Below are 22194 nucleotides of genomic sequence, written 5' to 3'. Positions count from 1 at the left end.
CCGTTCTCACGCGTGCGGTGCCGCGATGTCGACGTTCTCCAGGATCCCGATCGCGTCCGGAACCAGGATCGCCGTCGAGTAGTAGGCGGTGACCAGGTAGGAGATGATCGCCTTCTCGTCGATCCCCATGAACCGGACGTTGAGGCCGGGCTCGACCTCGTCGGGCAGGCCCAACTGGTGCAGGCCGACCACGCCCTGGTTGTCCTCGCCCATGCGCATCGCCATGATCGAGGTGGTGTGACCGTCCTCGATCGGCAGCTTGCCGCAGGGGAAGATCGGCACCCCGCGCCAGGCCGGGATCCGGTGGCCGTTGCGCTCGATCGTGTCCGGGTAGAGCCCGCGCCGGTTGCACTCGCGGAAGAAGGCGGCGATCGCCTTGGGGTGGGCCAGGAACATGGTGGTGCTGCGCCGCATGCTGAGCAGCTGGTCCATGTCGTCCGGCGTGGGCGGGCCCGACCAGGTGCTGATCCGCTGGTCGTAGGCGGTGTTGTGGAGCAGGCCGAACTCGCGGTTGTTGACGAGCTCCCACTCCTGCCGCTCGCGGATCGCCTCCACGGTGAGCTTCAACTGCTGCTCGGTCTGGTTCATCGGGCTGTTGTAGAGGTCGGCCACCCGGGAGTGGATCCGCAGCACGGTCTGCGTCAGGCTCAGGTCGTACTCGCGCGGCGCGAGTTCGTAGTCGACGAAGGTGTTCGGGATGACCGGCTCGCCGTCGTGACCGGCGCTGACCTCGATGGAGGCCTCGCCCTTGCTGTTCGTGGCGCGCTGCGAGTCCGTGACGAAGCGGTCGATGTGGTCGCGCAGTTGGGGCGCCCGGTCGAACAGGTCCAGCACCTGGGACCAGGCCAGCACCATCGCGGTGCCGGCCGTGGAGGCCTGGGCGGTGGTGAGCCACAGCGGGTCGCTGGTCAGCACGGCCTCGTCGCCGAGGTGGTCGCCGTCGGTGACCACGCCGAGCAGGTTGGTGTCACCGTACTTGCCCGTGCTCAGCCGGTTGATCCGGCCGTGGGCGATGATGAACACCTCCTCGATCGGGGTGCCCTCCTCCACGAGCACCTCACCGGCGCGGAACTCCCGCACCTGGAAGCGCGAGGCGAGCTCCCGCAGCACCGCCAGGTCCTCGAAGTCCCGCAGTGCCGGGATCTCCCGGAGCGTCTCCGGGACGATCTGCACGTCGTCCGCCCCGCCCTGCACGAAGCCGACCCGGCCGCGCCCCACCGCGAGCGACAGCCGCCGGTTGACCCGGTAGGTGCCGCCGGCGACGTTGACCCACGGCAGGTTCTTCATCAGCCAGCGTGAACTGATGCCCTGCATCTGTGGCGTGGACTTGGTCGTGGTCGCCAGGTTGCGCGCGGCGCGGGTACTGAGGCTCTGCTGGTCGGGAGCTCCGTCTACCCCTGCGGGGCTCTCCGTGGCCTCCATGGACATGGGTGCGACCTCCTGGCTGGTCCGGTGTTCCGGTGAATGGTCCTGAATCCAGTAAGCGGGACAGGAGTTGGCCGTGGGGCTGGCTCGCGCTGCTGCGACGTTGAAAGTTCGACGACGTTGAAGGCGACGTCGAAGCGCTCGCTACAGGGCCTGCAGGCGGGTGAGCACGCCGCGTCCGGGCGCGGTGGCGTGGAAGGGGCGCAGGCGGCTGCGCAGGGTGCGGGCGGCGCGGTCGGCCCGGGCGGAGCGCAACAGCGGCCAGTCGTCGAGGAAGGCGTGCCAGGCCGCGCAGGCGGGTTCCAGCGTGCCGCCGTCCAAAAGGAGTTCGCCCAGGCGGGCATTGCTCACCGCGCGGGCGCGGCGTTCCTCGTACGGGCGCAACCGGACCGAGCGGCGTAACGCCGCCACCGCCCCCGGACGGTCGCCCAGCGCGTCGAGCACCTCGGCCTGATGGTGCTCGTGGGCGGCCCGATGGTAGTCGCCGCCCGCGTCGGCGCGACCCAGGAGCTCGGCGGAACGTTCCAGCACGGTGAGCGCCCGCCTGCGCTCGCCGCGGCCCGCCGCCGCGACGGCCAACTGACCGACCACGGCGGCCGCGAGCAAGGTGGGGAGCCGGGACCGGTGGCTGGTGGCGGCCTCGGCGAGGGTGAGCGCGTGGTCGCGGTGTCCGAGCTCGTGGGCCTGCATGCTGAGGGCCCGCAGCGCGGCGGCCTGGCCGGGGGCGTCGTCGGCCTCGGCCGAGAGCCGCGCGGCGGCGAGGTAGTAGCCCTGGGCGACGCCGTGGCGTTGCTCGTCGTGGCACATCGAGCCGGCCAGGCAGGTCAGCGCCGAGGCGACGAGCAGGAGCTCGCGTCTGGTGCGGGGCGCGGCGGGTGCCGCGAGCCACTGGGCGACGCTGCTGCGCAGGAAGCCGGTGAGGGCGGCCCGGGAGTGCCCGCCGCCGTAGGCGGAGTCCACCACGGTGAAGGTGTGCAGCATGTTCTGCGCCGCCCGGACATGGGCGACGGTGACCCGCTCGCCCGCCGGGCCCCGGTGGTGCGCGCGGCCCGACGGCGCGGACCCGACCGGCGCGACCGACACGACCGACGCGACGGGCGGGAGCGGCGGGGTGAGCGGCGGCTCTGCGGCGCCGAGCCGGTAGGGGCGGGCGCGCGGCTGGACCGCGTCCAGCTCGGCGAGCTCGACCAGGGCGGGACGTGCGGCGGCGACCGCGACCCGCTCGGGCGGCTCGGGTGCGAGGCCCGCGTCGGCGGGGCGCAGCGGGCGGCCGAGCCGGCGGGCCAGGGCCTCCGCGACGACGGCCGCGACGTCGGCGGGCGGTCGGGTGCCCGCCATCCAGTGGGCGACGGAGGTGCGGTCGTAACGCAGCGTCAGGCCGATCTCGGCCCCTGCCCGGTTCACGGCGCGGGCCAGAGCGGCACCGCTCCAGCCGGCCTCGTGGGCGAGTGCGCGCAGGCGTACGTTGGGGTGGCGTGGCGCCATCGGGGTGCAGTCCTCCGGTGCGGGTGGCGGGTGGCGGGTGGCGAGCGGAGCGCTCGCGGTCTCCTCGTCCGATTCATGAACCGTCCGGCCTGCGGCGACGCGTGCCGGGCGCGGCGCATCGGAGTGCGCCCCGGCGCACCTGCGAGCCGCGCGCTGCGCATGACAATTCGTACTCGGTCGAGCGTTCGAGGCTGTTCGACGTGTACACGACGAGCAGGGCGGCGGAGTGATCATCCAGCATTGCCGCTCGCTCGCAAATGATCATGTTCGGTCGGCCCGGGCCGGGAGCGCGCGGGTGGTGGCCGACGGTGACCGGTGCGCGGGGAGGTGAGCAAGGGGCGCGCGTAAACCAGTGCGCGCCCCCTCCGCCATCCGGTCCAGTACCGCGCGCGCCGTGCCTGCTCCCGGGCGATCCTGACGGTCCCACGCCCCCGACACGAAGGGACGCCCCGATGGCGCAGCAGCAGCTGTGGGCGCCGCCGCCCCCGACGCCCTACGGCGAGGTGCTCCCCGAGCTCGACCTGCCCGCACCCGACGCCCAACGGCGCTGGACCGTACTGCTGCGCTGGCTGCTGGCGGTCCCGCACTACATCGTGCTGGCCGTCCTCGGCTTCATCGGCTTCTTCGTCGTCGTCTTCGGCTGGTTCGCCGCCCTCGTGCTCGGCCGACTGCCGGGACCGGTCGCCCGCTACCTCGCCGGGCTGCTCGTCTACCAGACCCGCGTCTTCGCCTACAGCACGCTGCTGGTCGACCCGTACCCGCCCTTCGGCTTCGACGCCCCGAGCTACCCGGTCCAGGTCGACGTCCGGCCCGCCGAGCTGAACCGGCTCGCCGTCTTCTTCCGACTGATCCTCGCCATCCCGGCGGCGATCGTGCAGAGCCTGGTCACGACCGGCTGGTACGTGCTCTGCTTCTTCTTCTGGCTGATCGCCCTGGTCCTCGGCCGGCTCCCGGAGCCGATCTTCGGTGCGACGGCGGCCACGGCCCGCTACACGATGCGGTTCAGCGCCTACTGGACCATGCTCACCGCCGCCTATCCCAAGCGGCTCTTCGGCGACGAGTCCCTCGCGCTGGTGGAGCGGCGTTCGGCGAGCCGGCCACTGCTGCTGTCCGGCGGCGCCAAGGCCCTGCTCGTCGCGTTCCTGGTGCTGGGCCTGGTCAGCAGCGGAGTCAGCTCCACGGTGCAGAGCGACAACTCGTCCACCACGACCGTCACCACCAACGCCACCCGCTGAGTCCGCCCTGCGGCCCGATGCGGCTGCGCGCCGCCGGATGTGGCAGGGTCGGCGGCATGAGTCTCACCGACGACCTGTGGTCCGACATCGAGTCGATCTACGCCGAGATCCTTGAGCACCCGTTCGTCCGCGGGCTCACCGACGGCACGCTGCCGCGCGCCGCGTTCCGCCACTTCGTCGAGCAGGACTCCCTCTACCTGCGCGACTATGCCCGCGCCCTGGCCCTGTGCGGCGCCCGCGCGCCGGAGTCCGCGGCCCTGCGGGCCTTCGTCGAGGACGCCGTCGGCGCGCTCGCCGCCGAGCAGGAGATGCTCGCCGGTTTCGGCGCCGAGCTGGGCGACGAACCGTTGCGGGAGCTGGTCCTCCCCACCACCCGCGCCTACACCACCCACCTGCTCGCCGCCGCCTACGGCGGCAGCTACGCGGAGGCCGTCGGCGCGGTGCTGCCCTGCTACTGGATCTACGCCCGGGTCGGCGAGCACCTGGTGGAGAAGTCCTCGCCCGACCCCCTCTACGCCCGCTGGATCGCCGCCTACGGCGACGAGGCCTTCCAGTCCGTGGTGCGGCGCGTGCTCGCGCTGACGGACGCGCTGGGTGAGGAGATCTCCCCGGCCGAACGGCGCCGGACGCGCGAGTGCTTCGTGACCTCCTCCCGCTACGAGTGGATGTTCTGGGACGCCGCATGGAGGGGCGAGCGTTGGCCCGTCTGAGTCTCAGGCGTCCGGGCCGCGCCGGGATGCTGGTGGGTGCGGCCGGACTCGCCGTCGTCGCCGTGGGCGTCCTGGTCGCCGTCGGTGCGACGAGCGCCCAACGGCTCGTCGCCCACGCGGTGGCCGGGTCGGACCCCTTGGCGGGACTGCCCCCGCTGCTCGCGGGCGCGGTCTTCGTGCTGCTCTACGCCGTCGCGACGGTCGTGCTGGTGCCCAAGCCCGTGCTCAACCTCGCGGCCGGCGCCTGGTTCGGGACGGCGGTGGGCCTGCCGCTGGCGGTCGCCGCGACCACGCTGGGCGCGACGGCCTCCTTCGCGCTCGGCCGCGCGGCGCTGCGCGGCCGCCGCTTCGCGTTCCTGGAGCGACGCGGCTTCGCCACGCTCGACCGCGAACTGCGCGACCACGGCTTCCGTGCGGTGCTCGCGATGCGGCTGCTTCCCGTCCTGCCCTTCGCCGCGATCAACTACGGCTGCGCGATCGGCGGCACCCGCCCCGCGCCCTTCGCGGCCGCGACGGCCCTCGGCGTGATCCCCGGCACGGCCGCCCTGGTGCTCGCCGGGGCGACGGCGTCGGCGCCGAGCACGACCGGCACCTGGACCTCGCTCGGCGCGCTGGTGCTGCTGGGCGGTGTGAGCCTGCTGCCGCGGGCCCGCCGCGCCTCCGCCCCCGCGTCGGCGCCGCACCACCTCGTGGACGGCGGTTGACGCGCAGGTCGCGGCGCTGGTCAACTGTCGGTGTGAACACCGAGCAGCGTCTCGTCATCCGAGGCCACATCGACTTCGGTCGTGTGTGGTCCGCGGCGTGTCGCGCCTGACGTCCGTCCTCCGCTGACTCGGTAGCGGGCCGCCCTGCCCGGCCTTCCTCTCCTCGTGAGCCCTCACTCGTGAGACCTCCTGTGAGCCCTCGTCATGGGCCGAGCGATTCCTCGCGTGTTGCCGCTGCCGTGCGCCCCCTTCACCTTTGTCACCGAAACGAGGTAGCGACCCCATGACCACGGCCCAGGACGCCTGGAAGAACTGGCTCGACCAGCGCGTCATCACCGTCCGCGCGCCGCACGGCCCGCTGTCGCTCACCGGAACGCACTGGCTGCGCGACCTGGGCACCGGGGTGCCGGGCGTGCCGGGGCGGTGGGAGCTGGACGAGAGCGGCTCCTGTGTCACGCTCACCGCCACCCGTCACGACGGACTCGCCGTCGACGACGAGCCGTTGGACAGCACGGTGCGCCTGTGCCCGGACACCGCCGAGCGGCCGTCCCGGATCACCCACGGCGGCCGCCGGCTCAGCCTGATCCTGCGCGACGGCGAGTACGCGGTCCGGGTCTTCGACCCCGCCGCTCCGGCCCGCGCGTCGTTCGCAGGCATCGCCGCCCACCCCTACGACCCGTCCTGGGCCCTGGCGGCGCGCTTCGTGCCCTACTTGGAGGAGCAGACCGTCCCGGTCCCCAACGCGGACGGCCGTGACCGCGGCCTCGCCCTGGCCGGCACGGTGGCCTTCACCGCCGCCGACGGCACCGCCCACACGCTGGCGGTCGGCCGTGGCACGACGGGCTCGCTGAGCGCGGTCTTCAGCGACGAGGAGCAGCAGAACTACCGCTTCCGCTTCGTCGAACTCCCCGCCCCGGCCGCCGACGGCACGACAGTCCTCGACCTCAACCGCGCCTACCTGCCCCCGTGCGCCTTCGCCGACCACTTCCTCTGCCCGTTCCCCCCGCCGGGCAACCGGCTCCCCCTCGCGGTCCGCGCCGGCGAGCGTCAGGTCCAGCGCCAGTAGGCCCACGGGACGGCGAACGCCGCGTCGGCCGACGCGGCGTTCGCCGTCGACTCCGTGACGAACCGTCACCCACGGTGCCCGGAGGGTGCGTTGCTGAGGCCGCGCACAGGGATCTGTGCGCGGCCCAGGGGTGGGGCATCCGTTCTCCGGTCAGGGGCGGCCGGTCAGGCGGCTGCGAGGACCGGGCTGGTCGGCAGGGCGTCCACGAAGGCGTCCACGGCCTCCAGGAGCCGCTGCTCCGTCTCCGGGCTGAGCTCCACCGCGTCGGCGCCACGGGCCACGATGGTGCGGTCCAGGAGGAAGACCCCGCCCACCACGTGCCGGGCCGCGAGGGCGCTCAGGACCGGACGCAGCGCGTAGTCGATGCTGAGCAGGTGGGCGATCGTGCCACCGGTCGCCAGCGGCAGGACGGTCTTGCCGGCCAGGCCGTCCTGGGGGAGCAGGTCGAGGAAGGCCTTGAGCAGGCCCGTGTAGGAGGCCTTGTAGACGGGGGTGGCCACCACGACGCCGTCGGCCGCCGCGACCGCGTCCAGCGCCCGGCGCACCTCGGGGTGCGCGGTGTCGGCCTCCAGCAGGGCGTCCGGCGGCAGCCCGCGCAGGTCGAGGTGCTCGACGTCGAAGCCACTCAGTGACAGGCGCCGGGCCAGATGGCCGGCGAGCGGGGCGGTACGGGACGACCGGGCGGGGCTGCCGGAAATCACGAGCAGTGTGGACACGAATGGCTCCCGGGAGAGAACGAATGCGAAACACGCAGCGGGCAACGACCGGACGACGGTGTCGGTCGGCAGAAAATGCGGGGGGTGCGAAAAGGGAATTCCAGCCGGAACTCGGTTGAAGGAGATCAGCAGGTCAGAGCCGTGCTGGGCGCGACGCGGAAGGCGTCAGCGGCCGCAGGCACAGATGGCGCTGGCCTGACGTCGCAGATCGACGTGCAGGCGCGCGAAGAGGACCTCGAACTGACTCACGCAGCCAGAATGTCAGCCGTCTCCGCCCGGCGTCAATGACGGAATTGTTTCGAATTTCACCGCGGCGGCCGGGTGTCTGCACCCCTCGGCGTGGTGTTGATGGTGTGCACGCGGCCCGGGGACCGGTAGGCTCGTGCGGTCCGACGGGCCGTCAGGCCCGCGGTGCAGCAAGAGCCCAGACCGTCGTGATCCGACCAACTCGGGGGTTTCATGCGCATCCGAACCAGGGCCACCGTCACCGCGACCGCACTCGCGCTGGCCGTCGTCTCCACCGCCGCCGGACAGGCCGCCGCAGGCCAGGCCCCGGCGGCGGGCCACAGCCACGGCACCTACCTCGGCGCCGTCTCGCCCGGCGACCCCTACGCGGGCTGCGACATCAGCGCCGACGGCAGCGGTACCAACTACCCGGGCACCGCGGACGAGCCCTACGTCTCGGCCGACCCGCGCAACCCGCACCAGGTCATCGCCGTCTACCAGCAGGACCGCTGGTCCAACGGCGGCGCCCGCGGCACCGCCGAGAGCTGGAGCAGCGACGGCCGCCACTTCCACCACGTGGCCCTGCCGTTCACCCACTGCGCCCCCGGCGGCCTCGACTACCAGCGCGCCTCCGACGCCTGGGTCAGCTTCGGTCCCGACGGCACCGCCTACGTCAGCGCGCTCGTCTTCGACGACACCACCAACCGCAACGGCGTCGCGGCGGCGACCTCCTACGACGGCGGACGGACCTGGAAGCACGTCACCAAGCTCATCGACGACAACGACCCGGCGATCGGCAACGACAAGAACTCCGTCACCGCCGACCCGTTGCACCCGGGCGTCGCCTACCAGGTCTGGGACCGCCTCGACCAGACCAGCGGCCCGAAGGCGAGCTTCACCGGCCCCGCGTACCTCTCCATCACCCGTGACGGCGGCCGCACCTGGTCCAAGGCCCGCCCGTTCGTCGACACCTCGGTCGTCCCGAACTCGCAGACCATCGGCAACGTCATCGTCGTGGACCGGCACACCGGCACGCTCTACGACTTCTTCAACGACATCACCTACACCGACGCCACCGCGAACACCGCGCTCGATTCGCACTACGCGATGGTGGCCTCGCACGACCAGGGCCGCACCTGGTCCAAGCCGGTCCGGGTCACCACTGACACCTCCGTCGCGGAGGTCGACCCGAACGCGCCGAACGACCCGAACAAGGCACTGCGCGCGGGCGGCGGGCTGCCGAGCGTCGCCGTCGACCCGAGCACCGGCGAGCTCTACCTCGCCTACGAGGGCTCGGACTTCACCGGTGGCGCCTACGACCAGATCCAGCTCGTCCACTCCAGCGACCACGGCCGCACCTGGTCGAAGCCGGTCCGACTGAACCAGTCCCCGGGCAGCCCGGCGTTCACGCCGTCCATCGCGGTGGACTCACAGGGCACGGTCGCGGTCACCTACTACGACCTGCGCTACCTCCAGCCCGGCAACACCACGACCCTCCCGACGGCCGGCTGGCTGCTGACCTTCCCGCGCGGCGGTGAGGCCACCCCCGTCGAGCGTCAGATCACGCCGGTCTTCGACTGGCTGCTCGCCCCGAACGCCGGCGGCCACATGCTCGGTGACTACGAGGGCATCACGACCGACGGTCCGTTCGTCCGTCCGATCCTCGTCGAGACGAACACGGCGCCCACGGCGGCGGGCGTGAACATCGCGGACGCGTTCTCGGGCCTGTTCTCCGCCGAGACACTGCGCGGCCCGGCGGCGGCTGCTCACTACGTCGCCCCGGCGGTGCCGACAGTTGCGGGACGGATCTTCAACCGCCTCCGCAGGTAGTTGCACCATCAGGGGCGCGAGCGACTGCTCGACAAGCCACTGACAGGCGGATGGCCCTCGACGTCCAGGGCCATCCGCACGTCAGTGGTTGCTCGCGCCCCCAGTCAGTGCCACTCACTCGTTGTGCAGCACCTTGGCGATCGTCACGCGCGCCGCCGACCGGGACGGGATCAGCGCGCCCAGCGCGGCCAGGGCCACGCCGGAGAGGGCCAGTAGTGCGAGGTTGCCCGGGTGCCACACCTCCCGCATCGACGCGGGGAAGTCGATGCCGCCGGCCTGGCCCGTGACCGGCAGGATCAGGCGGTGGGCCAGCATGCCGAGGGGGACGCCGACCGCGCCGCCCGCCAGGCCCAGCGCGGCCATCGAGGTGACCATCATCGCCGTGACCTGACGTGGCGTCATCCCGATGGACTTGAGCATCCCGAGATCCCGCCGCCGCTCCCGCGCGTTCAGCACCACGGTGTTGAACACGCCCAGTGCCGCGACGGTGCCCAGCAGCAGGCTCAGCACGGACGCCGAGCCGACGGCGGTCATCGCGCCGGCGTTGACCGTGTCCTTGCCGGAGGGGTGGAGCCCGGGGTCCGCCGCGCGGACCGCGCGTTGGTACGCGGCCGCGTCCGTGCCGGGGGCGAGCTTCACCAGGAACTGGCGCGGGGTGACGGCGGGGTCGAGCGCGGTGGCGGTGGACCAGTCGGTGGAGACGTAGTCCGGGTCTCCGGTGAGGGTCTCGCCGACGATGGTGACCTGTTCCGTCCGCCCGGCCGTCGCCAGCGTCAGACGGTCGCCCACGGCGGCGGCGTGGAGGGTCAGGAAGCCGGGGGAGACCACGATCTCACCCGGTCCGTCGAACCAGCGGCCGTCGACGACGAGGGTGCCCAGGTCCGAGGAGAGGCCCTGGTAGGCGAGCAGGTTCATCCCCTGGGCGACACCGGGCAGGCGCACCGGCACGTACGCGGACGGCGTCACCTGCCTCGCTCCGGGCAGGCCGCTCAGCAGGGGTCCGATCTGCGCGGCGGTGTGGGTCGGCGGGGTCATCCCGACGTCCGCGCGGCCCGCGTTCACGACCACCTGGTAGGCGCCACCGCCCTCGGCCGCGGTGCCGAACGCGGTGACCGTCGAGGCCAGGCCGGTCGAGAAGGTCACCGTCGTCACGCCCAGCACCACCGCCGCCAGCGTCAGCAGGCTGCGGCCCGGGCGGGCGAAGGGCAGGCCGAGCCCGAGGCTGACCGAGCGCGGCAACGGGGAGCCCGTCAGCCGCCGTTGGATCCGCAGCGCGCGGCCGGTGCGCTGGGCGCTGCCGGCGCTGATCGCGCGGGCGGCGGGGAGAGCGCGGGCCCGCAGCGACGGCAGCAGCGCCGCGAGCAGCACCAGCGCGGGGACGCCCAGCAGGGCGACGAGGTCCACCCAGGGACTCAGGCCCACACTGTCGCCGAGCTCGGTGCCGTCCACGCCGTTGAAGATCTGCCGGAGCAGCGGCTGTTCCGCCAGGTCGCCCAGCACGGTGCCCAGGACGCAGCCGACGAGCGCGGGCACGGACACCATCACCAGATAGACGGCCACCACCTGGTTCGGGGTGAAGCCCAGTGCCTTCAGCACACCGATGTGACGGAACCCGGAGACCACCGCGCCGCTCACCACGTTGCCGACGATGAGCGCCGCGACGAGCAGGCCCAGCACGCCGAAGACCATCAGGAACGGCACGAAGGCGCTCGGGGTGTGCTCGGCGCGCTGTTCCAGGCTCAGGTAGGACTGCGAGGCGGTGAGCGCGCCGGGCGGCAGCGAGCCGGTGACGGCGGCGAGGTCGCCCGCCGTCTCGCGGTCGTCGGCGGCGTGCGCGAAGCGGTAGAGCATCTGCGCGGAGGACGGGTGCAGCGCCGCCATCTGGTCCGGTGCGACCCAGGCGTCCGCGGTCCGGCTCACACTGGAGGCCAGCCCGACCACGGTGAACCGGACGCCGGACAGCGTGATCTGCGCGCCGAGTGCCGAGCGCCTGCCCTCGCCGCCGATCCCCGGTGGCGAGCTGAACACCACCTCGCCCGGGCCGGTCGCCCAGTGGCCCGCCCACAGGTTCACCCGGTCCACCGGACCGCCCGGATCGGCCCGGCCCACGACCGTCACCGGGCCCGCGTCGTTGATCGTCACCGGCCGGTCCAGGGTCGCCACGGCCTGTGCGAAGGGCCCCGCGCTCGCCACGACGCCCGCGGCATGGGCCGTCGCCGCAAGCTGCGCCGCATCCACCCTCGCCGTGTCGAAGGTCGCGGTCAGCTGCGCGCCCTGCTGCCGGGCGAAGGCCCGGTCGAACGGCGCGGAGGCGGCGTCCAGCAGTCCCAGCGCGACCACGATCGTCATCGTCGAGACCAGCACCACCAGGGCGATGACGGACGTCTGCAGCCTGCGCCGCCGCACCGCCGCGCGGGCGGCCTGCCACACGGCCCTCATCCGGCACGCTCCAGGCTGCGCTCGCCGACGACGCGGCCGTCGGCGAGGTCGACGACTCGGTTGGCGCACCGCGTCGCCAGCCGCGGGTCGTGGGTGACCAGCAGCAGGGTCTGCCCGATCTGGTTGAGGTCCAGCAGCAGGTCCATCACCTGCTCGCCGGAGTGGCTGTCCAGCGCTCCCGTCGGCTCGTCGGCCAGCAGCAGCGCCGGGCGGTTCATCAGCGCCCGGGCCACCGCCACCCGCTGCCGCTCCCCACCGCTGAGCACGGCCGGGAAGGCGTTGCGGCGGTCCGCGATGCCGAGCTCGTCCAGCAGCTCCTGGGCCCGTCGCCGCGCCTGCCGCGCGGGGGTGCCCGTCAGTTGGGCGGCCAGCGCCACGTTGTCGAGCGCGGACAGGTCGTCGAGCAGGTTGAAGAACTGGAAGACCATGCCGATGCGGCGCCTGCGGAACAGCGCGAGGCCCGTCTCGTTCAGTCCGGTCAGGTCCTCCCCGTGCACGGTGACCCGCCCGGAGGTGGGCCGGTCCAGTCCGGCCACCATGTTCAGCAGCGTCGACTTGCCGCAGCCGGACGGGCCCATCACCGCGACCGCCTCACCGCTGCGGATCTCCAGGGAGACGCCGTTCAGCGCGTGGTGGTCGCCGTACTCCTTGCGAACGTCCTCCAGCCGCACCACCAGCCGCGGTTCGTCCTCGCCCGTCCCGGGCCCGGTCACTGATCCACTCGTCATGACGGGAAAGCTACGGTCCGCCTCGGGGCCGCGGCATCCCACTGCGGATGCAACCGCGGCGTGGGGGTCATCCCGTGGTGGTACGGCGCTGCACCCGCCGTATGACGCGCGATCGCTCCAAGATCTGCAAAGGTGGGAGGGTGGGGGCATCGGTGGTGGACTGGATGGCGGCGGCGCTCGTGGCCGCCTGCCTGGCCGCGGGCTGGTTCGGCCTCGGGTACGCGCGGGAGCGTCGCGCCCGGCGGCGGGCGCTCGGCGACCGGGGCTGGCTGCTGGAGCGCGAGCGGGAGAACGCCGCGCGGGACGCGGTCGCCGCCGAGCGCGCCAGGATCGCCCGGGAGCTGCACGACATCGTCAGCCACAACGTGAGCCTGATGGTCGTCCAGGCCGGTGCGGCCCGCGAGGTCCTCACCACGCTGCCGGACGAGGCGGCCGCCGCGCTGCGCGCCGTCGAGGGCGCGGGTCGCGACACCATGACCGAACTGCGGAACCTGCTGGGCCTGCTGGCCCCGGCACAGGACGGCTCGGAGCCGTCCCCTGCCGCCGCCGAGGAGCCCGCGCTCGCGGACGACCTGGCGCCGCAGCCCGGACTGGACCGGCTCGGCGCACTCGTCGACAAGGTGTCCTTCGCGGGGGTCCCGGTCGAGGTCCGCGTGCTGGGCGAGCCGAGGAGCCTGCCCGCCGGTGTGGACGTCACCGCCTACCGGATCGTCCAGGAGGCCCTCACCAACGCGCTGCGCCACGGCGACGACGGGGGCAGGGCGGAGGTCACCGTGCGCTACGCCGACACCTCGCTCCGGGTCGAGGTGCTCACCACCGGCGCCAGCGTACTGGCGGGTGGCGCTCCGCCCGGCCCTACGGCGAACCCTGGCGCCGGGCGGGGCCTGATGGGCCTGCGCGAGCGGGTCGCCGTCTACGGCGGCGACCTCGACGCCCGCCGCCGCCTCGGCGGCGGCTACCGCGTCCGCGCCCGCATCCCGCTGGAGCGGCCGTGACCGGCGCTGACGTGACCGGCACCGAGCAGCGGGCCCCACGGGTCGTCATCGCCGACGACCAGGAGCTGATCCGCACGGGCTTCCGCCTGATCCTCACCAGCCGCGGCATCGACGTGGTCGGCGAGGCCGCGGACGGCGTGGAGGCGGTTGCAGCGGCGCGGCGACTGCGGCCGGACGTCGTGCTGATGGACATCCGCATGCCCAACCTCGACGGCCTGGAGGCCGCCCGCAGGATCCTCGCCCACGACCCCTCCTGCCGGGTCCTGATGCTCACCACCTTCGACCTCGACCGCTACGTCTACGCGGCGCTGGCCGCGGGCGCGAGCGGCTTCCTGCTCAAGGATGTGACGGCTGCTCATCTCGCGGCGGCGGTCCGGCTGGTCGACACCGGCGACGCGCTGCTCGCCCCCTCGATCACCCGCCGCCTCGTCGAACGCTTTGCCGCGCCGGAGCCGGGGGTCCCGGAGATCGCCGAATCCCTGGCCCCGCTCACTCCGCGGGAGCGCGAGGTGCTCACCCTGGTCGGCCGCGGCCTGTCCAACGCCGAGCTGGCGGAGGCGCTGACCCTGAGCGAGGCGACGGTGAAGACACACGTGGCGCGGATCTTCGCCAAGCTGGACCTGCGGGACCGGGCGCAGGCGGTGGTCCTGGCGTACGAGTCCGGCCTGGTCCGACCGGGGACCTAGGAGCGTGAGGCTCCGCCGCGGGGCGCTCACGCTCCAGATCGACGCCGCGCACCACCCGTACGTCGCCTCGCACGACGGCTCCACGGAGGACCTCTGCGCGGAGCTCGGCTGAGCAAGGAGGAGGTGTCCGGGCCCGTACGGGCCCGGACACCTCCTACCGTTGCGTCGCTACCGTCGGGCCGCCCCTACTGGGAGGACCGGCACGGGTTGGTGTCCAGCACGTTCCGGAAGTCGTTGTAGACGAAGTGGGGTCCACCGACTCCGGGGTAGGCCAGCTGGACCAGGCCGCCGAACTCGGCCTGGCTGCTGCCACCGAAGCTGTTCTTCGTGCCGGGGATGTTCGCCCCGCCCTCCTGCCACAGGCACGAGCCGTCCTGGCGCATGGTGGAGAAGAAGGGGTAGAACTGGGCGCCGGGCGGCGGGTTGACACAGTGGGCGCCGGTCGTGCGGTTGCACGGCACGGGCAGGGTGTCGTTGTCCTCGATGCGCGGCAGGTCCGTCTCGAACGCCACCCGCTGGAACTGCCGGCCGTCACGGAAGGTCGGGCTGGAGAAGATGATGGGCGTCGGCTTCGTGGCCCGGTCGACTCCTGGTGAGCCGGTGCCCGGCCAGGTCAGCTGGTACGGAACGCCGTTGTAGTCGTCGTCCGTCGGCGAGTTGCCCAGGCAGCCGCCGATCCGCACGAGTGTGGAGTCGCTCGGGTTGAAGCACCCGTTGTCGTCCGCGTCCAGCGTCGCACTGCCGGCCGCCTGCGTGCAGTTGCCGGTGCTGGGGTCCGCGGCCGCGCAGTACTCGAAGTGGCCCGTCTCGTCCGAGTAGGCCGTGCTGTACGAGTGGGCCGCCCACGGAACGCGGGTCTGCTCACTGGAGGTCGAGTACATCGGGTGGTAGGCGGACGGGATGGTGGTGCAGCTCGTCGCCGAGGGGTCGAACTTGACCTGCTTGAAACCGTTGGCCACGGAGGCGGTCATGGAGCCGCGCGTGTGGGTGGTCTGGTCGTCGACCTCGACCTTGAACCCGGCGCTGGTGTCGAACATGTGCAGCTTCAGCTTGTCGCCGGACTTCATGAAGAAGTCGTGGGCGGCGTCGAGGTTGAAGCGGTTGTTGTTGGTCGGGTCGGCCGGGGAGGTCGACTGGCCGTTCCTGGTCAGGAAGGCGAAGTTGACATACTCGACGCCCGCCTCGTTCAGGCAGGCGTTGTTGTTCTGGAGTCCCTTGTTGTAGTCCAGGGAGAGGCTGTCGATGTTCAGCGCGGCGCACCACTGGGTCGCGTCGCAGCTGTTGCCCGCCGGCCACGGGACCCAGCCGGGCGGGTAGAACTGCATCTCCATGAACGCGCTGCCCGGGTGCTTGCCGATGTAGTGGGGCGACGCCGGGTCGCTGTCGTTGTAGATGTTGCTGTCCGAGTCGGGCTTGCAGGCGGCGTTGCCGCTGGCGGGCCCGGGGGCGGACTGGTCGTCGCACATCGCCATGCCGAACCAGAAGGCGGGGTGCAGCTGGAAGTTCCAGGTGGTGCCGGAGCCGTCCTGCTTCGGCGGCGTCTTCGGGTCCTTGGGCAGGCGAAGTGTGTACGTGTTGTCGTTACCGGCGCCGGCCTGGTTGCTGTAGAAGAGCACGGACGGTTCGTCGTGCCCGACGTAGTGGCCGTCACCGAAGACCGTCTCGCTGTCCTCGACCTCGGTGCACCAGCTCATGTTGCTGCCGCAGTTGTGGCGCGCGGTCTGCGCGGTCGCGGCGGAGGCCGGCGCCGCCTTCTGCGTGGCCGTCGCGGCGCTGGCCGCGACCGGGGTCACCGTGAAGGCCGCCAGCGCGGTGAGCGCCGAACAGCCGATCAGAAGTTTCTTCTTGACGTTCCGTGGACCCACGAGCTCCTCCCTCTCCGCTGCGGCGACGCTGCCGCGGCGGTGCTGTGGTACCGGATCTCAAGCCGTTCGTGAACCTAGGTGATGGCTGTGAGCTTTGTCGAGGGAAGTGTCTGACTCCGTTTCAGTTCGATATTCCTGTTTTCCTGCAAGGCAGTTGGTGTTATCCCGGATGCACGGGACGGTTGCGGACGCTTCGCGACACGCCATGAGCACGACAGGACAAATGTGGTGATTTCGGCTGGACCGTGATTACCGTGGTCCGATGCGTGGTGTTGCCTGGTGGGCGGTGGTGTCGTCGAGCGCCGCACCGGTGGTGCTGGTCGCGGGATGGGTCGTCGCCGCGGGGCTGCAGGGGCCCGGCTACGACCCGTTCACGGACACGATCAGCGAGCTCGCCGGTGCCGGTGCCGTCGATCCCTGGCTGATGGCCGGGGCCATCGGCGTGCTCGGGGTGTGCCACCTCGTCACTGCGCTGGGGCTGCGAGCCGCCGGTGCCGCCGGGCGGATCGCGCTGGGGGCCGGGGGAGCGACCGCGATCCTGGTCGCCCTGTCGCCCGTGCCGATGAGCGGCGGTTCCATGCGGCACAGCACCGGTGTGGTGATCGGCTACTCCCTCCTCGCGCTCTGGCCCGCGCTCGCCGCCCGTCGAAGTCGCCAGCCTTCCGCCTGGGGCCTGCGCCCGATGTTGGCGGGCATGGTGACGGCGCTCTTCCTGCTCGGCGCGCTCTGGTTCCTCGAGGAGCTCTGGGGGCACGGTGACGCCGGTGTCGCCGAGCGCGTGCTGACGGCGGGGCAGGCGCTCTGGCCGCTCTTCGTCGTGGCCTCGTGCCTGCTGACGGGCCTGCCGGGGCGGGCGCCGGTCGGCCTCGCGCGGCGGGATCCGGCGGCGGTCCGGGATGCCTGGGGTGACGGTCGGGTGCAGGCTGGAGGCATGAGCGCGAAGACACTGGTCACCGTGCACGCGGTCGTGCCGGGCCCCCGCCCCTTCCGCCGCGTCGAGATCCAGGGCTACGACGCCGGTCCGGCGTTCCGCGCCGAGGACGTGCTGCGCCTGTGCCGCGACCGGGGCCACCACGACGTGAACCTCGACGACCCGGCGCAGGTCACCTGGGTCGGCGGTGACGCGGCGACCTGGTCCTGACGCGAGGGGAAGAACGCGGGGGTCGGCGTTGACAACAGGCAGGCAAATACCTGCATAATCGAGGTGTGAGCCTGCCCCCGCCTCCTGGCCCGGACGGCCTCGACGCGGCGTTCAAGGCGTTGGCCGATCCGACCAGGCGCCTGCTGCTCGACCGCCTGCGCGAGCAGAACGGCCGGACGCTGCGCGAGCTGTGCGAGAGCCTCGCGATGACCCGCCAGTCGGCGACACAGCACCTCGACCTGCTGGTGCGGGCGAACCTGGTGGTCGTGGTCCGCCGCGGCCGGGAGCGGCTCCACTACCTCAACCCCGCGCCGATCCACGAGATCGAGGAGCGGTGGATCTCGGGATTCGACCGGCCCCGACTCCGGACGATCAGCGTCGTCAAGCACCTGGCAGAGGAGCAAGCCATGAGCGCCGGACCCGGTTCCGTGCCCAGCTACGTCTACGTGACCTACATCCGTGCCGACGCCCAGCAGGTCTGGTCCGCCCTGACCTCCGCCGACCTCACAGCCCGCTACTGGGGCCACGCCAACGTCTCCGACTGGCGTGAGGGCTCGCGCTGGGAGCACGTGCGCACCGACGGCTCGGGCGTCGCGGACGTCGTCGGCCGCGTCCTGTCCGCCGATCCGCCCACGCGCCTGGTGATCACCTTCGGCGAGGAGGGCACGGACGCGGCCGAGCCCCGTCCGTCCGTCGTCACCTTCCTCGTCGAGCCGTACCAGGACATCGTGCGGCTCACCGTCACGCACGAGAATCTGCCGGACGCGAAGGCGCTGGGCGACGTCTCGCACGGCTGGCCGGCCGTCCTGGCCAACCTGAAGTCGCTGCTGGAGACCGGTGAGGCGCTGCCGCAGCGGCCCTGGGAGATGGCGCCGAAGGAGGCGTGATCCAGGCCGGACACCCCGCCCGCCGGTGTGCCGAAGGTCTCACGACCGGTGGGCGTTCGGCCGGTCACAGGCCGATTCCCGGACCGTATGTTGGAACGCATGTCCGAGATACGGTTCGCGCCCCTGGCTCGACTCGCCGACGCGTACGGCACGCGCTTCGCCGAGTTCGCGTTCGAGCCCGGCTTCGTCGCGGCCGTGGACCAGCACGTCGCCGAGCTCCGCGCACGCCTGCGGGGCCCCTCGCCCGACCTGTCGGCCGAGGCACCGGACCCCGAGGACCTCTCCGACTACGCGCTGGGCTTCCTCGACGCGCTCGAGGAGATCGGCTGGCAGGAGCCGGTCGGTCACGACTACGCCGTGTGCCGGCTCACCGCCGTCTGCTGGCTGGTGCGCGAGCACCGGTTGCTGGAGCCGGACGTCCACTGACACCCGTGAGGACCGTCGGGTCATCGCGGCGAGCACGCCGTCCCCCCGATGGTGGGCTCCAGCGTCTCCCCGAAGGCCTCCCTCCCGGGTGCCCGGCGGTGCGGCGGTGCTCAGCCGCGTGGGAGGACCGGTCGGCCGATCAGTCCCACAGGCGGGCCGGGTCGTTGACGATCCGTTGGATCGTGACGTGGGCGGCACCGAGGAGCGGGCCGCGGCGGCCGAGCCGGGAGGCGCGCAGGGCGTCCGGGTCCCAGGGCCGGACACGGACCCGGACCGCGAGCTCGTCGGCCATCGCGGGCAGCAGCCACTCGGACAGTTCGGCGTAGGCGCCGCCCAGGACCACGGCGGCCGGGTCGACGAGGTTGACGGCCGCGGTGAGCGCGATGCCGAAGGCCTCCCCGGCGCGCCGCAGGGCGGCGCGCGTGGGCGCGTGCCCGGCGCGGGCGCGGTCCACGAGCGCGGCCACCGGGTCCCGGTGCGTGCCGCGGATCTCCGCCGCGCGCAGCACCGCCCGGGCGCCCGCGTACTGTTCCAGGCAGCCGCGCGCGCCGCAGGTGCAGCGGGGACCGTCGGCGTGGACGGGCACGTGTCCGAGCTCGCCCGCGTAGCCGGCCGCGCCACGGAAGAGCCGACCGTCGATGAGCAGTGCGGCGCCGATGCCGGTCTCGGCCGAGACGTGCACGAGCGTGTCGGCGCTCTCGCCGCCGCTCCAGAGCTCGGCCAGGGCGCCGAGGTTGGCCTCGTTCTCCAGCTCCGGGACGGGCAACGGCCCGGCGGGCCAGTGGTCGGCGAGCGAGACGTGGTGCCAGCCGAGGTTCGGGGCGTGCTCGACCCACTCGTGCGCCTCCCGGCCCCTGGCGCGCTGCCCGGCGGTAGCCCGTCCGACGGCGTTCCGGTCGGCGGGGTCGCGCTCGGTACCGTGCCGGTCGGTGGCGGCTTGCTCCGCGCCCGGGTCGCCGTGGCCGGGCCCGGGGCCCAGGACGCCCGGGACGGCCAGGACCGTGCCCTCGATCCGCAGGCCCAGCGCCTCGGCCTCGGCCGTGGCCCTGCCCGCGAGCTCGGCGAGTTCGGTGAGCACCTGTCCGGCCGGGCGGGAGCGGTTGAGCGCGGGGACGCGGTGCCAGACGCGTGTCCCGCCGGCCAGGTCCACCACGCAGGCGCCGAGGTGCGCGGGCCCGACCTCCAGGCCGAGTCCGGCCGGGCCGTCGGCGTTCAGGCTCAGCGCGCGGCCCGGCCGTCCCACCTTGCCGCTCGGCGCGGTCTCGCCCTCGACCAGCAGCCCGGCCCCGAGAAGCTCGTCGACCAGGCTGGAGACCGCCGCCCGGGTGAGGCCGACCCGCCCGGCGACGGTGGCCCGCGAGAGTGGGGCCGATCCGGCGACGGTGGACAGCACCAGTGCCAGGTTCTGACGGCGCATCCCCTGCTGGGATGCGGGCCCCCGTGACCCGGAGGGCAGTGCGGTGGGCAAGGCGCGGTTCTCCCGTCCTGGTCGGTCCCGTTGGTCCGGTCAGAGCGAACGCTGCAACGCGTCCGCCCGGTGCAGCGTATCGGTGATCCGTTCGAGCGCCGCGTCGTCCCTGGGCAGGGGGTCGAGCAGCGGCCCGTCGGCGGTGCGCCAGCGGCGGGCGACCGCGTCGGCGCTCTCCCCGGTCAGCAGGGCCGCCGCCTGGGCGGCCGCGCCCAGCGCGACGAGCTCCTGCGCGGCCGGGACCCGGACGGGCCGCCCGGACAGCCGCCGGACCGTTCGCTGCCAGGCGCGGCCGCGCGCGCCGCCGCCGATCAGCAGCAGGGGCTGCGAGGCGTCGTCGCTCGCGCCGCCCGCGCGCAGCACCTCGTCGAGCGCGGTGAGCAGCGCGTGCGCGGCGCCGTCGTAGGCGGCCTGGAGCAGGTGGCCGGGTGTGGTGTCGTGGCGCAGCCCGTGGATCAGGCCGCTGGCACCGGGGAGGTCGGGCGTGCGCTCGCCGTCCAGGTAGGGCAGCACGACGGCGCTGCCGCCCGCCTCGACCGCCTCGCGGTCCAGGCCCAGCAGCGCGGCGATCCGATCGACGGCGAGCGTGCAGTTGAGGGTGCAGGCCAGCGGCAGCCAGCCGCCGAGCGCGTCCGCGAAGCCGCAGACCGTGCCGGTGCGGTCCTGCGGGCGGCCGGCCGTGGCGGCGTAGACCGTGCCGGAGGTGCCGAGGCTGAGGACGGGCTGCGCGGCGTCGGCGGCGTTCAGGCCGAGGCCGATGGCAGCGGCCATGTTGTCGCCGGTCCCGGTGGCGACGGGGAGGCCCGCCGGCAGCGGTCCGCCGCCACGGGTCAGCCCGGCCACGGCGCCGGGGGAGAGGACGGTCGGGAGCAGCGCGGCGTCCAGGCCGATCCGGTCGAGCAGCTCGGTGTCGTAGCCGTCCGGGGTCCACCACCCGGTTCCGGAGGCGTCGCCGCGGTCGGTCGTGGCCTCGCCGGTGAGGCGCTCGGTCAGGTAGTCGTGCGGCAGCCGCACGGCGCTGGTGCGCGCCGCCGACTCGGGCTCGGTGGCCCGCAGCCAGGCCCACTTGGCGGCGGTGAACGCGGCGGTCGGCACCGTGCCGGCCTGCTTCGCCCAGCGGTCGGCGCCGAGCTCGGCCACGAGCTCCGCGGCCTGCGGGGCGGAGCGCACGTCGTTCCAGAGCGTCGCAGGGCGCACCGGCCGTCCGGCCGCGTCGAGGGTGACCAGCCCGTGCTGCTGCGCGGCGACGGAGACGGCCTCGGCCCGGTCGGCGAGGCCGGTGGCGGCGACCGCCCGCTCCAGGGCCTGCCACCACTGCTCCGGATCGCTCTCCCGGCCCGGCCCGGTGCTGACGGTGTGCTCGGCCCGGCCCTCGCCGAGCACGGCGCCGGTGTCGGCGTCGACCGCCAGCGCCTTGGTGGACTGCGTGGAACTGTCCACGCCGATCACGATCCGCACGGTGCTTCCCTTCGCCGACTGTGCCCCGGGCTTCCCATCCCGGTCCTCGCATACTAATTTGTTCAGTGCCATGACGAATAGAGGCTGGAGCCACAGATGAGCAGCGACCGCCTGGTCCCCACTCCCGCGCACAAGTTCACCTTCGGCCTGTGGACCGTCGGTTGGCAGGGGCGCGACCCGTTCGGCGACGCCACCCGCCCGGCCCTGGACCCGGTGGAGTCCGTGCAGCGACTGGCCGAGCTCGGCGCCTACGGCGTCACCTTCCACGACGACGACCTGATCCCCTTCGGCGCCTCCGAGGCCGAGCGCGAGGCCACCGTCAAGCGCTTCCGGTCCGCCCTCGACGCGAGCGGCCTGCGCGTGCCGATGGCGACGACCAACCTGTTCACCCACCCCGTCTTCAAGGACGGCGCCTTCACCGCCAACGACCGCGACGTGCGCCGCTACGCCCTGCGCAAGACCATCCGCAACATCGACCTCGCCGCCGAACTCGGCGCGACCGTCTACGTCGCCTGGGGCGGACGCGAGGGCGCCGAGTCCGGCGCCGCCAAGGACGTCCGGGTCGCCCTGGACCGGCTCAAGGAAGCCTTCGACCTGCTCGGCGAGTACGTCGAGACCCAGGGCTACGACCTGCGCTTCGCCATCGAGCCCAAGCCCAACGAGCCGCGCGGCGACATCCTGCTGCCCACCGTCGGCCACGCCCTG

The 22194-nt window shown here is 73.2% G+C and carries 20 protein-coding genes; 11 read left to right on the top strand and 9 right to left on the bottom strand.

The features are described from left to right. Nucleotides 1-6 precede the first annotated feature (6 nt). Complete coding sequence (locus tag BMY61_RS36900) at nucleotides 7-1428, bottom strand: family 2B encapsulin nanocompartment shell protein (RefSeq protein WP_143094705.1); 1422 nt, start codon at nucleotides 1426-1428, stop codon at nucleotides 7-9. A 141-nt stretch (nucleotides 1429-1569) separates the two neighbouring features. Next, entirely contained in the window at nucleotides 1570-2910 is a 1341-nt protein-coding gene (locus BMY61_RS36895) for an NsdA family TPR-like regulatory protein (RefSeq protein ID WP_075004206.1), read from the bottom strand. Between the two features lie 452 nt (nucleotides 2911-3362). On the opposite strand from BMY61_RS36895, the gene BMY61_RS36890 reads away from it, so the two are divergent. From BMY61_RS36890 to BMY61_RS36875, 4 genes are all read left to right on the top strand, one after another. Beyond that, on the top strand, nucleotides 3363-4145 hold the full coding sequence (locus tag BMY61_RS36890; RefSeq protein WP_042460982.1) for a DUF4389 domain-containing protein: 783 nt from the start codon (nucleotides 3363-3365) through the stop codon (nucleotides 4143-4145). A gap of 56 nt (nucleotides 4146-4201) precedes the next feature. Continuing rightward, nucleotides 4202-4855: a thiaminase II gene (gene tenA / locus BMY61_RS36885; protein WP_042460979.1), complete on the top strand. Its 654-nt coding sequence runs from the start codon at nucleotides 4202-4204 to the stop codon at nucleotides 4853-4855. Then, entirely contained in the window at nucleotides 4843-5559 is a 717-nt protein-coding gene (locus BMY61_RS36880) for a TVP38/TMEM64 family protein (protein ID WP_075004205.1), read from the top strand. Before tenA ends, BMY61_RS36880 begins: the two co-directional genes overlap by 13 nt. A 283-nt stretch (nucleotides 5560-5842) precedes the next feature. Continuing rightward, nucleotides 5843-6625, top strand: a complete 783-nt coding sequence (locus BMY61_RS36875; protein ID WP_042460976.1) for a DUF1684 domain-containing protein — start codon at nucleotides 5843-5845, stop codon at nucleotides 6623-6625. A 164-nt stretch (nucleotides 6626-6789) separates the two neighbouring features. On the opposite strand, the gene ssuE is transcribed toward BMY61_RS36875, so the two are convergent. Then, nucleotides 6790-7341: an NADPH-dependent FMN reductase gene (gene ssuE / locus BMY61_RS36870; RefSeq protein ID WP_042460973.1), complete on the bottom strand. Its 552-nt coding sequence runs from the start codon at nucleotides 7339-7341 to the stop codon at nucleotides 6790-6792. A 165-nt stretch (nucleotides 7342-7506) separates the two neighbouring features. Continuing rightward, nucleotides 7507-7590 (bottom strand): putative leader peptide, encoded by an 84-nt coding sequence (locus tag BMY61_RS48910; RefSeq protein WP_143094708.1) that lies wholly within the window; start codon nucleotides 7588-7590, stop codon nucleotides 7507-7509. Between the two features lie 210 nt (nucleotides 7591-7800). Between BMY61_RS48910 and BMY61_RS36865 the strand changes: the two genes are divergently transcribed. After that, complete coding sequence (locus BMY61_RS36865; RefSeq protein ID WP_063773416.1) at nucleotides 7801-9396, top strand: sialidase family protein; 1596 nt, start codon at nucleotides 7801-7803, stop codon at nucleotides 9394-9396. A gap of 114 nt (nucleotides 9397-9510) precedes the next feature. Here the strand turns inward: BMY61_RS36865 and BMY61_RS36860 are convergent, their stop codons facing one another. Continuing rightward, nucleotides 9511-11835 carry an ABC transporter permease gene (locus BMY61_RS36860; RefSeq protein WP_042460970.1) on the bottom strand — a complete coding sequence of 775 codons (2325 nt, stop codon included), beginning with the start codon at nucleotides 11833-11835 and terminating at the stop codon, nucleotides 9511-9513. After that, nucleotides 11832-12563: an ABC transporter ATP-binding protein gene (locus tag BMY61_RS36855; protein ID WP_042460967.1), complete on the bottom strand. Its 732-nt coding sequence runs from the start codon at nucleotides 12561-12563 to the stop codon at nucleotides 11832-11834. Before BMY61_RS36855 ends, BMY61_RS36860 begins: the two co-directional genes overlap by 4 nt. A 140-nt stretch (nucleotides 12564-12703) precedes the next feature. On the opposite strand from BMY61_RS36855, the gene BMY61_RS36850 reads away from it, so the two are divergent. Both BMY61_RS36850 and BMY61_RS36845 read left to right on the top strand, forming a co-directional pair. Further along, nucleotides 12704-13558: a sensor histidine kinase gene (locus BMY61_RS36850; RefSeq protein ID WP_236656680.1), complete on the top strand. Its 855-nt coding sequence runs from the start codon at nucleotides 12704-12706 to the stop codon at nucleotides 13556-13558. Beyond that, on the top strand, nucleotides 13555-14244 hold the full coding sequence (locus tag BMY61_RS36845) for a response regulator transcription factor (protein ID WP_236656679.1): 690 nt from the start codon (nucleotides 13555-13557) through the stop codon (nucleotides 14242-14244). Before BMY61_RS36850 ends, BMY61_RS36845 begins: the two co-directional genes overlap by 4 nt. 185 nt (nucleotides 14245-14429) lie before the next feature. On the opposite strand, the gene BMY61_RS36840 is transcribed toward BMY61_RS36845, so the two are convergent. Beyond that, on the bottom strand, nucleotides 14430-16109 hold the full coding sequence (locus BMY61_RS36840) for a hypothetical protein (protein WP_042460956.1): 1680 nt from the start codon (nucleotides 16107-16109) through the stop codon (nucleotides 14430-14432). 262 nt (nucleotides 16110-16371) lie between these two features. Here BMY61_RS36840 and BMY61_RS48685 point away from each other — a divergent pair, with 262 nt between their 5' ends. The 3 genes from BMY61_RS48685 (at nucleotide 16372) to BMY61_RS36825 (ending at nucleotide 18563) form a co-directional block, all read left to right on the top strand. Beyond that, nucleotides 16372-17250, top strand: coding sequence for a DUF998 domain-containing protein (locus BMY61_RS48685; RefSeq protein ID WP_342342549.1), 879 nt, complete (start codon nucleotides 16372-16374; stop codon nucleotides 17248-17250). A gap of 65 nt (nucleotides 17251-17315) precedes the next feature. Continuing rightward, nucleotides 17316-18137 carry an ArsR/SmtB family transcription factor gene (locus BMY61_RS36830; protein WP_236656678.1) on the top strand — a complete coding sequence of 274 codons (822 nt, stop codon included), beginning with the start codon at nucleotides 17316-17318 and terminating at the stop codon, nucleotides 18135-18137. A 99-nt stretch (nucleotides 18138-18236) separates the two neighbouring features. Continuing rightward, nucleotides 18237-18563: a DUF6401 family natural product biosynthesis protein gene (locus BMY61_RS36825; protein WP_042460953.1), complete on the top strand. Its 327-nt coding sequence runs from the start codon at nucleotides 18237-18239 to the stop codon at nucleotides 18561-18563. Between the two features lie 139 nt (nucleotides 18564-18702). On the opposite strand, the gene BMY61_RS36820 is transcribed toward BMY61_RS36825, so the two are convergent. Together BMY61_RS36820 and xylB are read right to left on the bottom strand one after the other, a co-directional pair. Further along, nucleotides 18703-19980, bottom strand: a complete 1278-nt coding sequence (locus tag BMY61_RS36820; RefSeq protein WP_063773414.1) for an ROK family protein — start codon at nucleotides 19978-19980, stop codon at nucleotides 18703-18705. Nucleotides 19981-20070: 90 nt separating this feature from the next. After that, nucleotides 20071-21561, bottom strand: a complete 1491-nt coding sequence (gene xylB, locus BMY61_RS36815; protein WP_042460947.1) for a xylulokinase — start codon at nucleotides 21559-21561, stop codon at nucleotides 20071-20073. Between the two features lie 24 nt (nucleotides 21562-21585). On the opposite strand from xylB, the gene BMY61_RS36810 reads away from it, so the two are divergent. After that, the coding region (locus BMY61_RS36810) for a TIM barrel protein (protein WP_075004204.1) at nucleotides 21586-22194 on the top strand (609 nt) is incomplete at its 3' end.

Source organism: Streptacidiphilus jiangxiensis, from assembly GCF_900109465.1.
GTDB classification, from domain to species: domain Bacteria; phylum Actinomycetota; class Actinomycetes; order Streptomycetales; family Streptomycetaceae; genus Streptacidiphilus; species Streptacidiphilus jiangxiensis.
Note: the sequence above shows the minus strand (reverse complement) of the source record. Positions and strands in the feature narration are given on the sequence as shown.

Coding starts and splice junctions, on each gene's coding strand:
- BMY61_RS36900 (WP_143094705.1), bottom strand. CDS start 1,428: ATGTCCATGGAGGCCACGGAGAGCCCCGCAGGGGTAGACGGAGCTCCC.
- BMY61_RS36895 (WP_075004206.1), bottom strand. CDS start 2,910: ATGGCGCCACGCCACCCCAACGTACGCCTGCGCGCACTCGCCCACGAG.
- BMY61_RS36890 (WP_042460982.1), top strand. CDS start 3,363: ATGGCGCAGCAGCAGCTGTGGGCGCCGCCGCCCCCGACGCCCTACGGC.
- tenA (WP_042460979.1), top strand. CDS start 4,202: ATGAGTCTCACCGACGACCTGTGGTCCGACATCGAGTCGATCTACGCC.
- BMY61_RS36875 (WP_042460976.1), top strand. CDS start 5,843: ATGACCACGGCCCAGGACGCCTGGAAGAACTGGCTCGACCAGCGCGTC.
- BMY61_RS36865 (WP_063773416.1), top strand. CDS start 7,801: ATGCGCATCCGAACCAGGGCCACCGTCACCGCGACCGCACTCGCGCTG.
- BMY61_RS36860 (WP_042460970.1), bottom strand. CDS start 11,835: ATGAGGGCCGTGTGGCAGGCCGCCCGCGCGGCGGTGCGGCGGCGCAGG.
- BMY61_RS36855 (WP_042460967.1), bottom strand. CDS start 12,563: ATGACGAGTGGATCAGTGACCGGGCCCGGGACGGGCGAGGACGAACCG.
- BMY61_RS48685 (WP_342342549.1), top strand. CDS start 16,372: ATGCGTGGTGTTGCCTGGTGGGCGGTGGTGTCGTCGAGCGCCGCACCG.
- BMY61_RS36825 (WP_042460953.1), top strand. CDS start 18,237: ATGTCCGAGATACGGTTCGCGCCCCTGGCTCGACTCGCCGACGCGTAC.
- BMY61_RS36820 (WP_063773414.1), bottom strand. CDS start 19,980: ATGCGCCGTCAGAACCTGGCACTGGTGCTGTCCACCGTCGCCGGATCG.
- xylB (WP_042460947.1), bottom strand. CDS start 21,561: ATGGCACTGAACAAATTAGTATGCGAGGACCGGGATGGGAAGCCCGGG.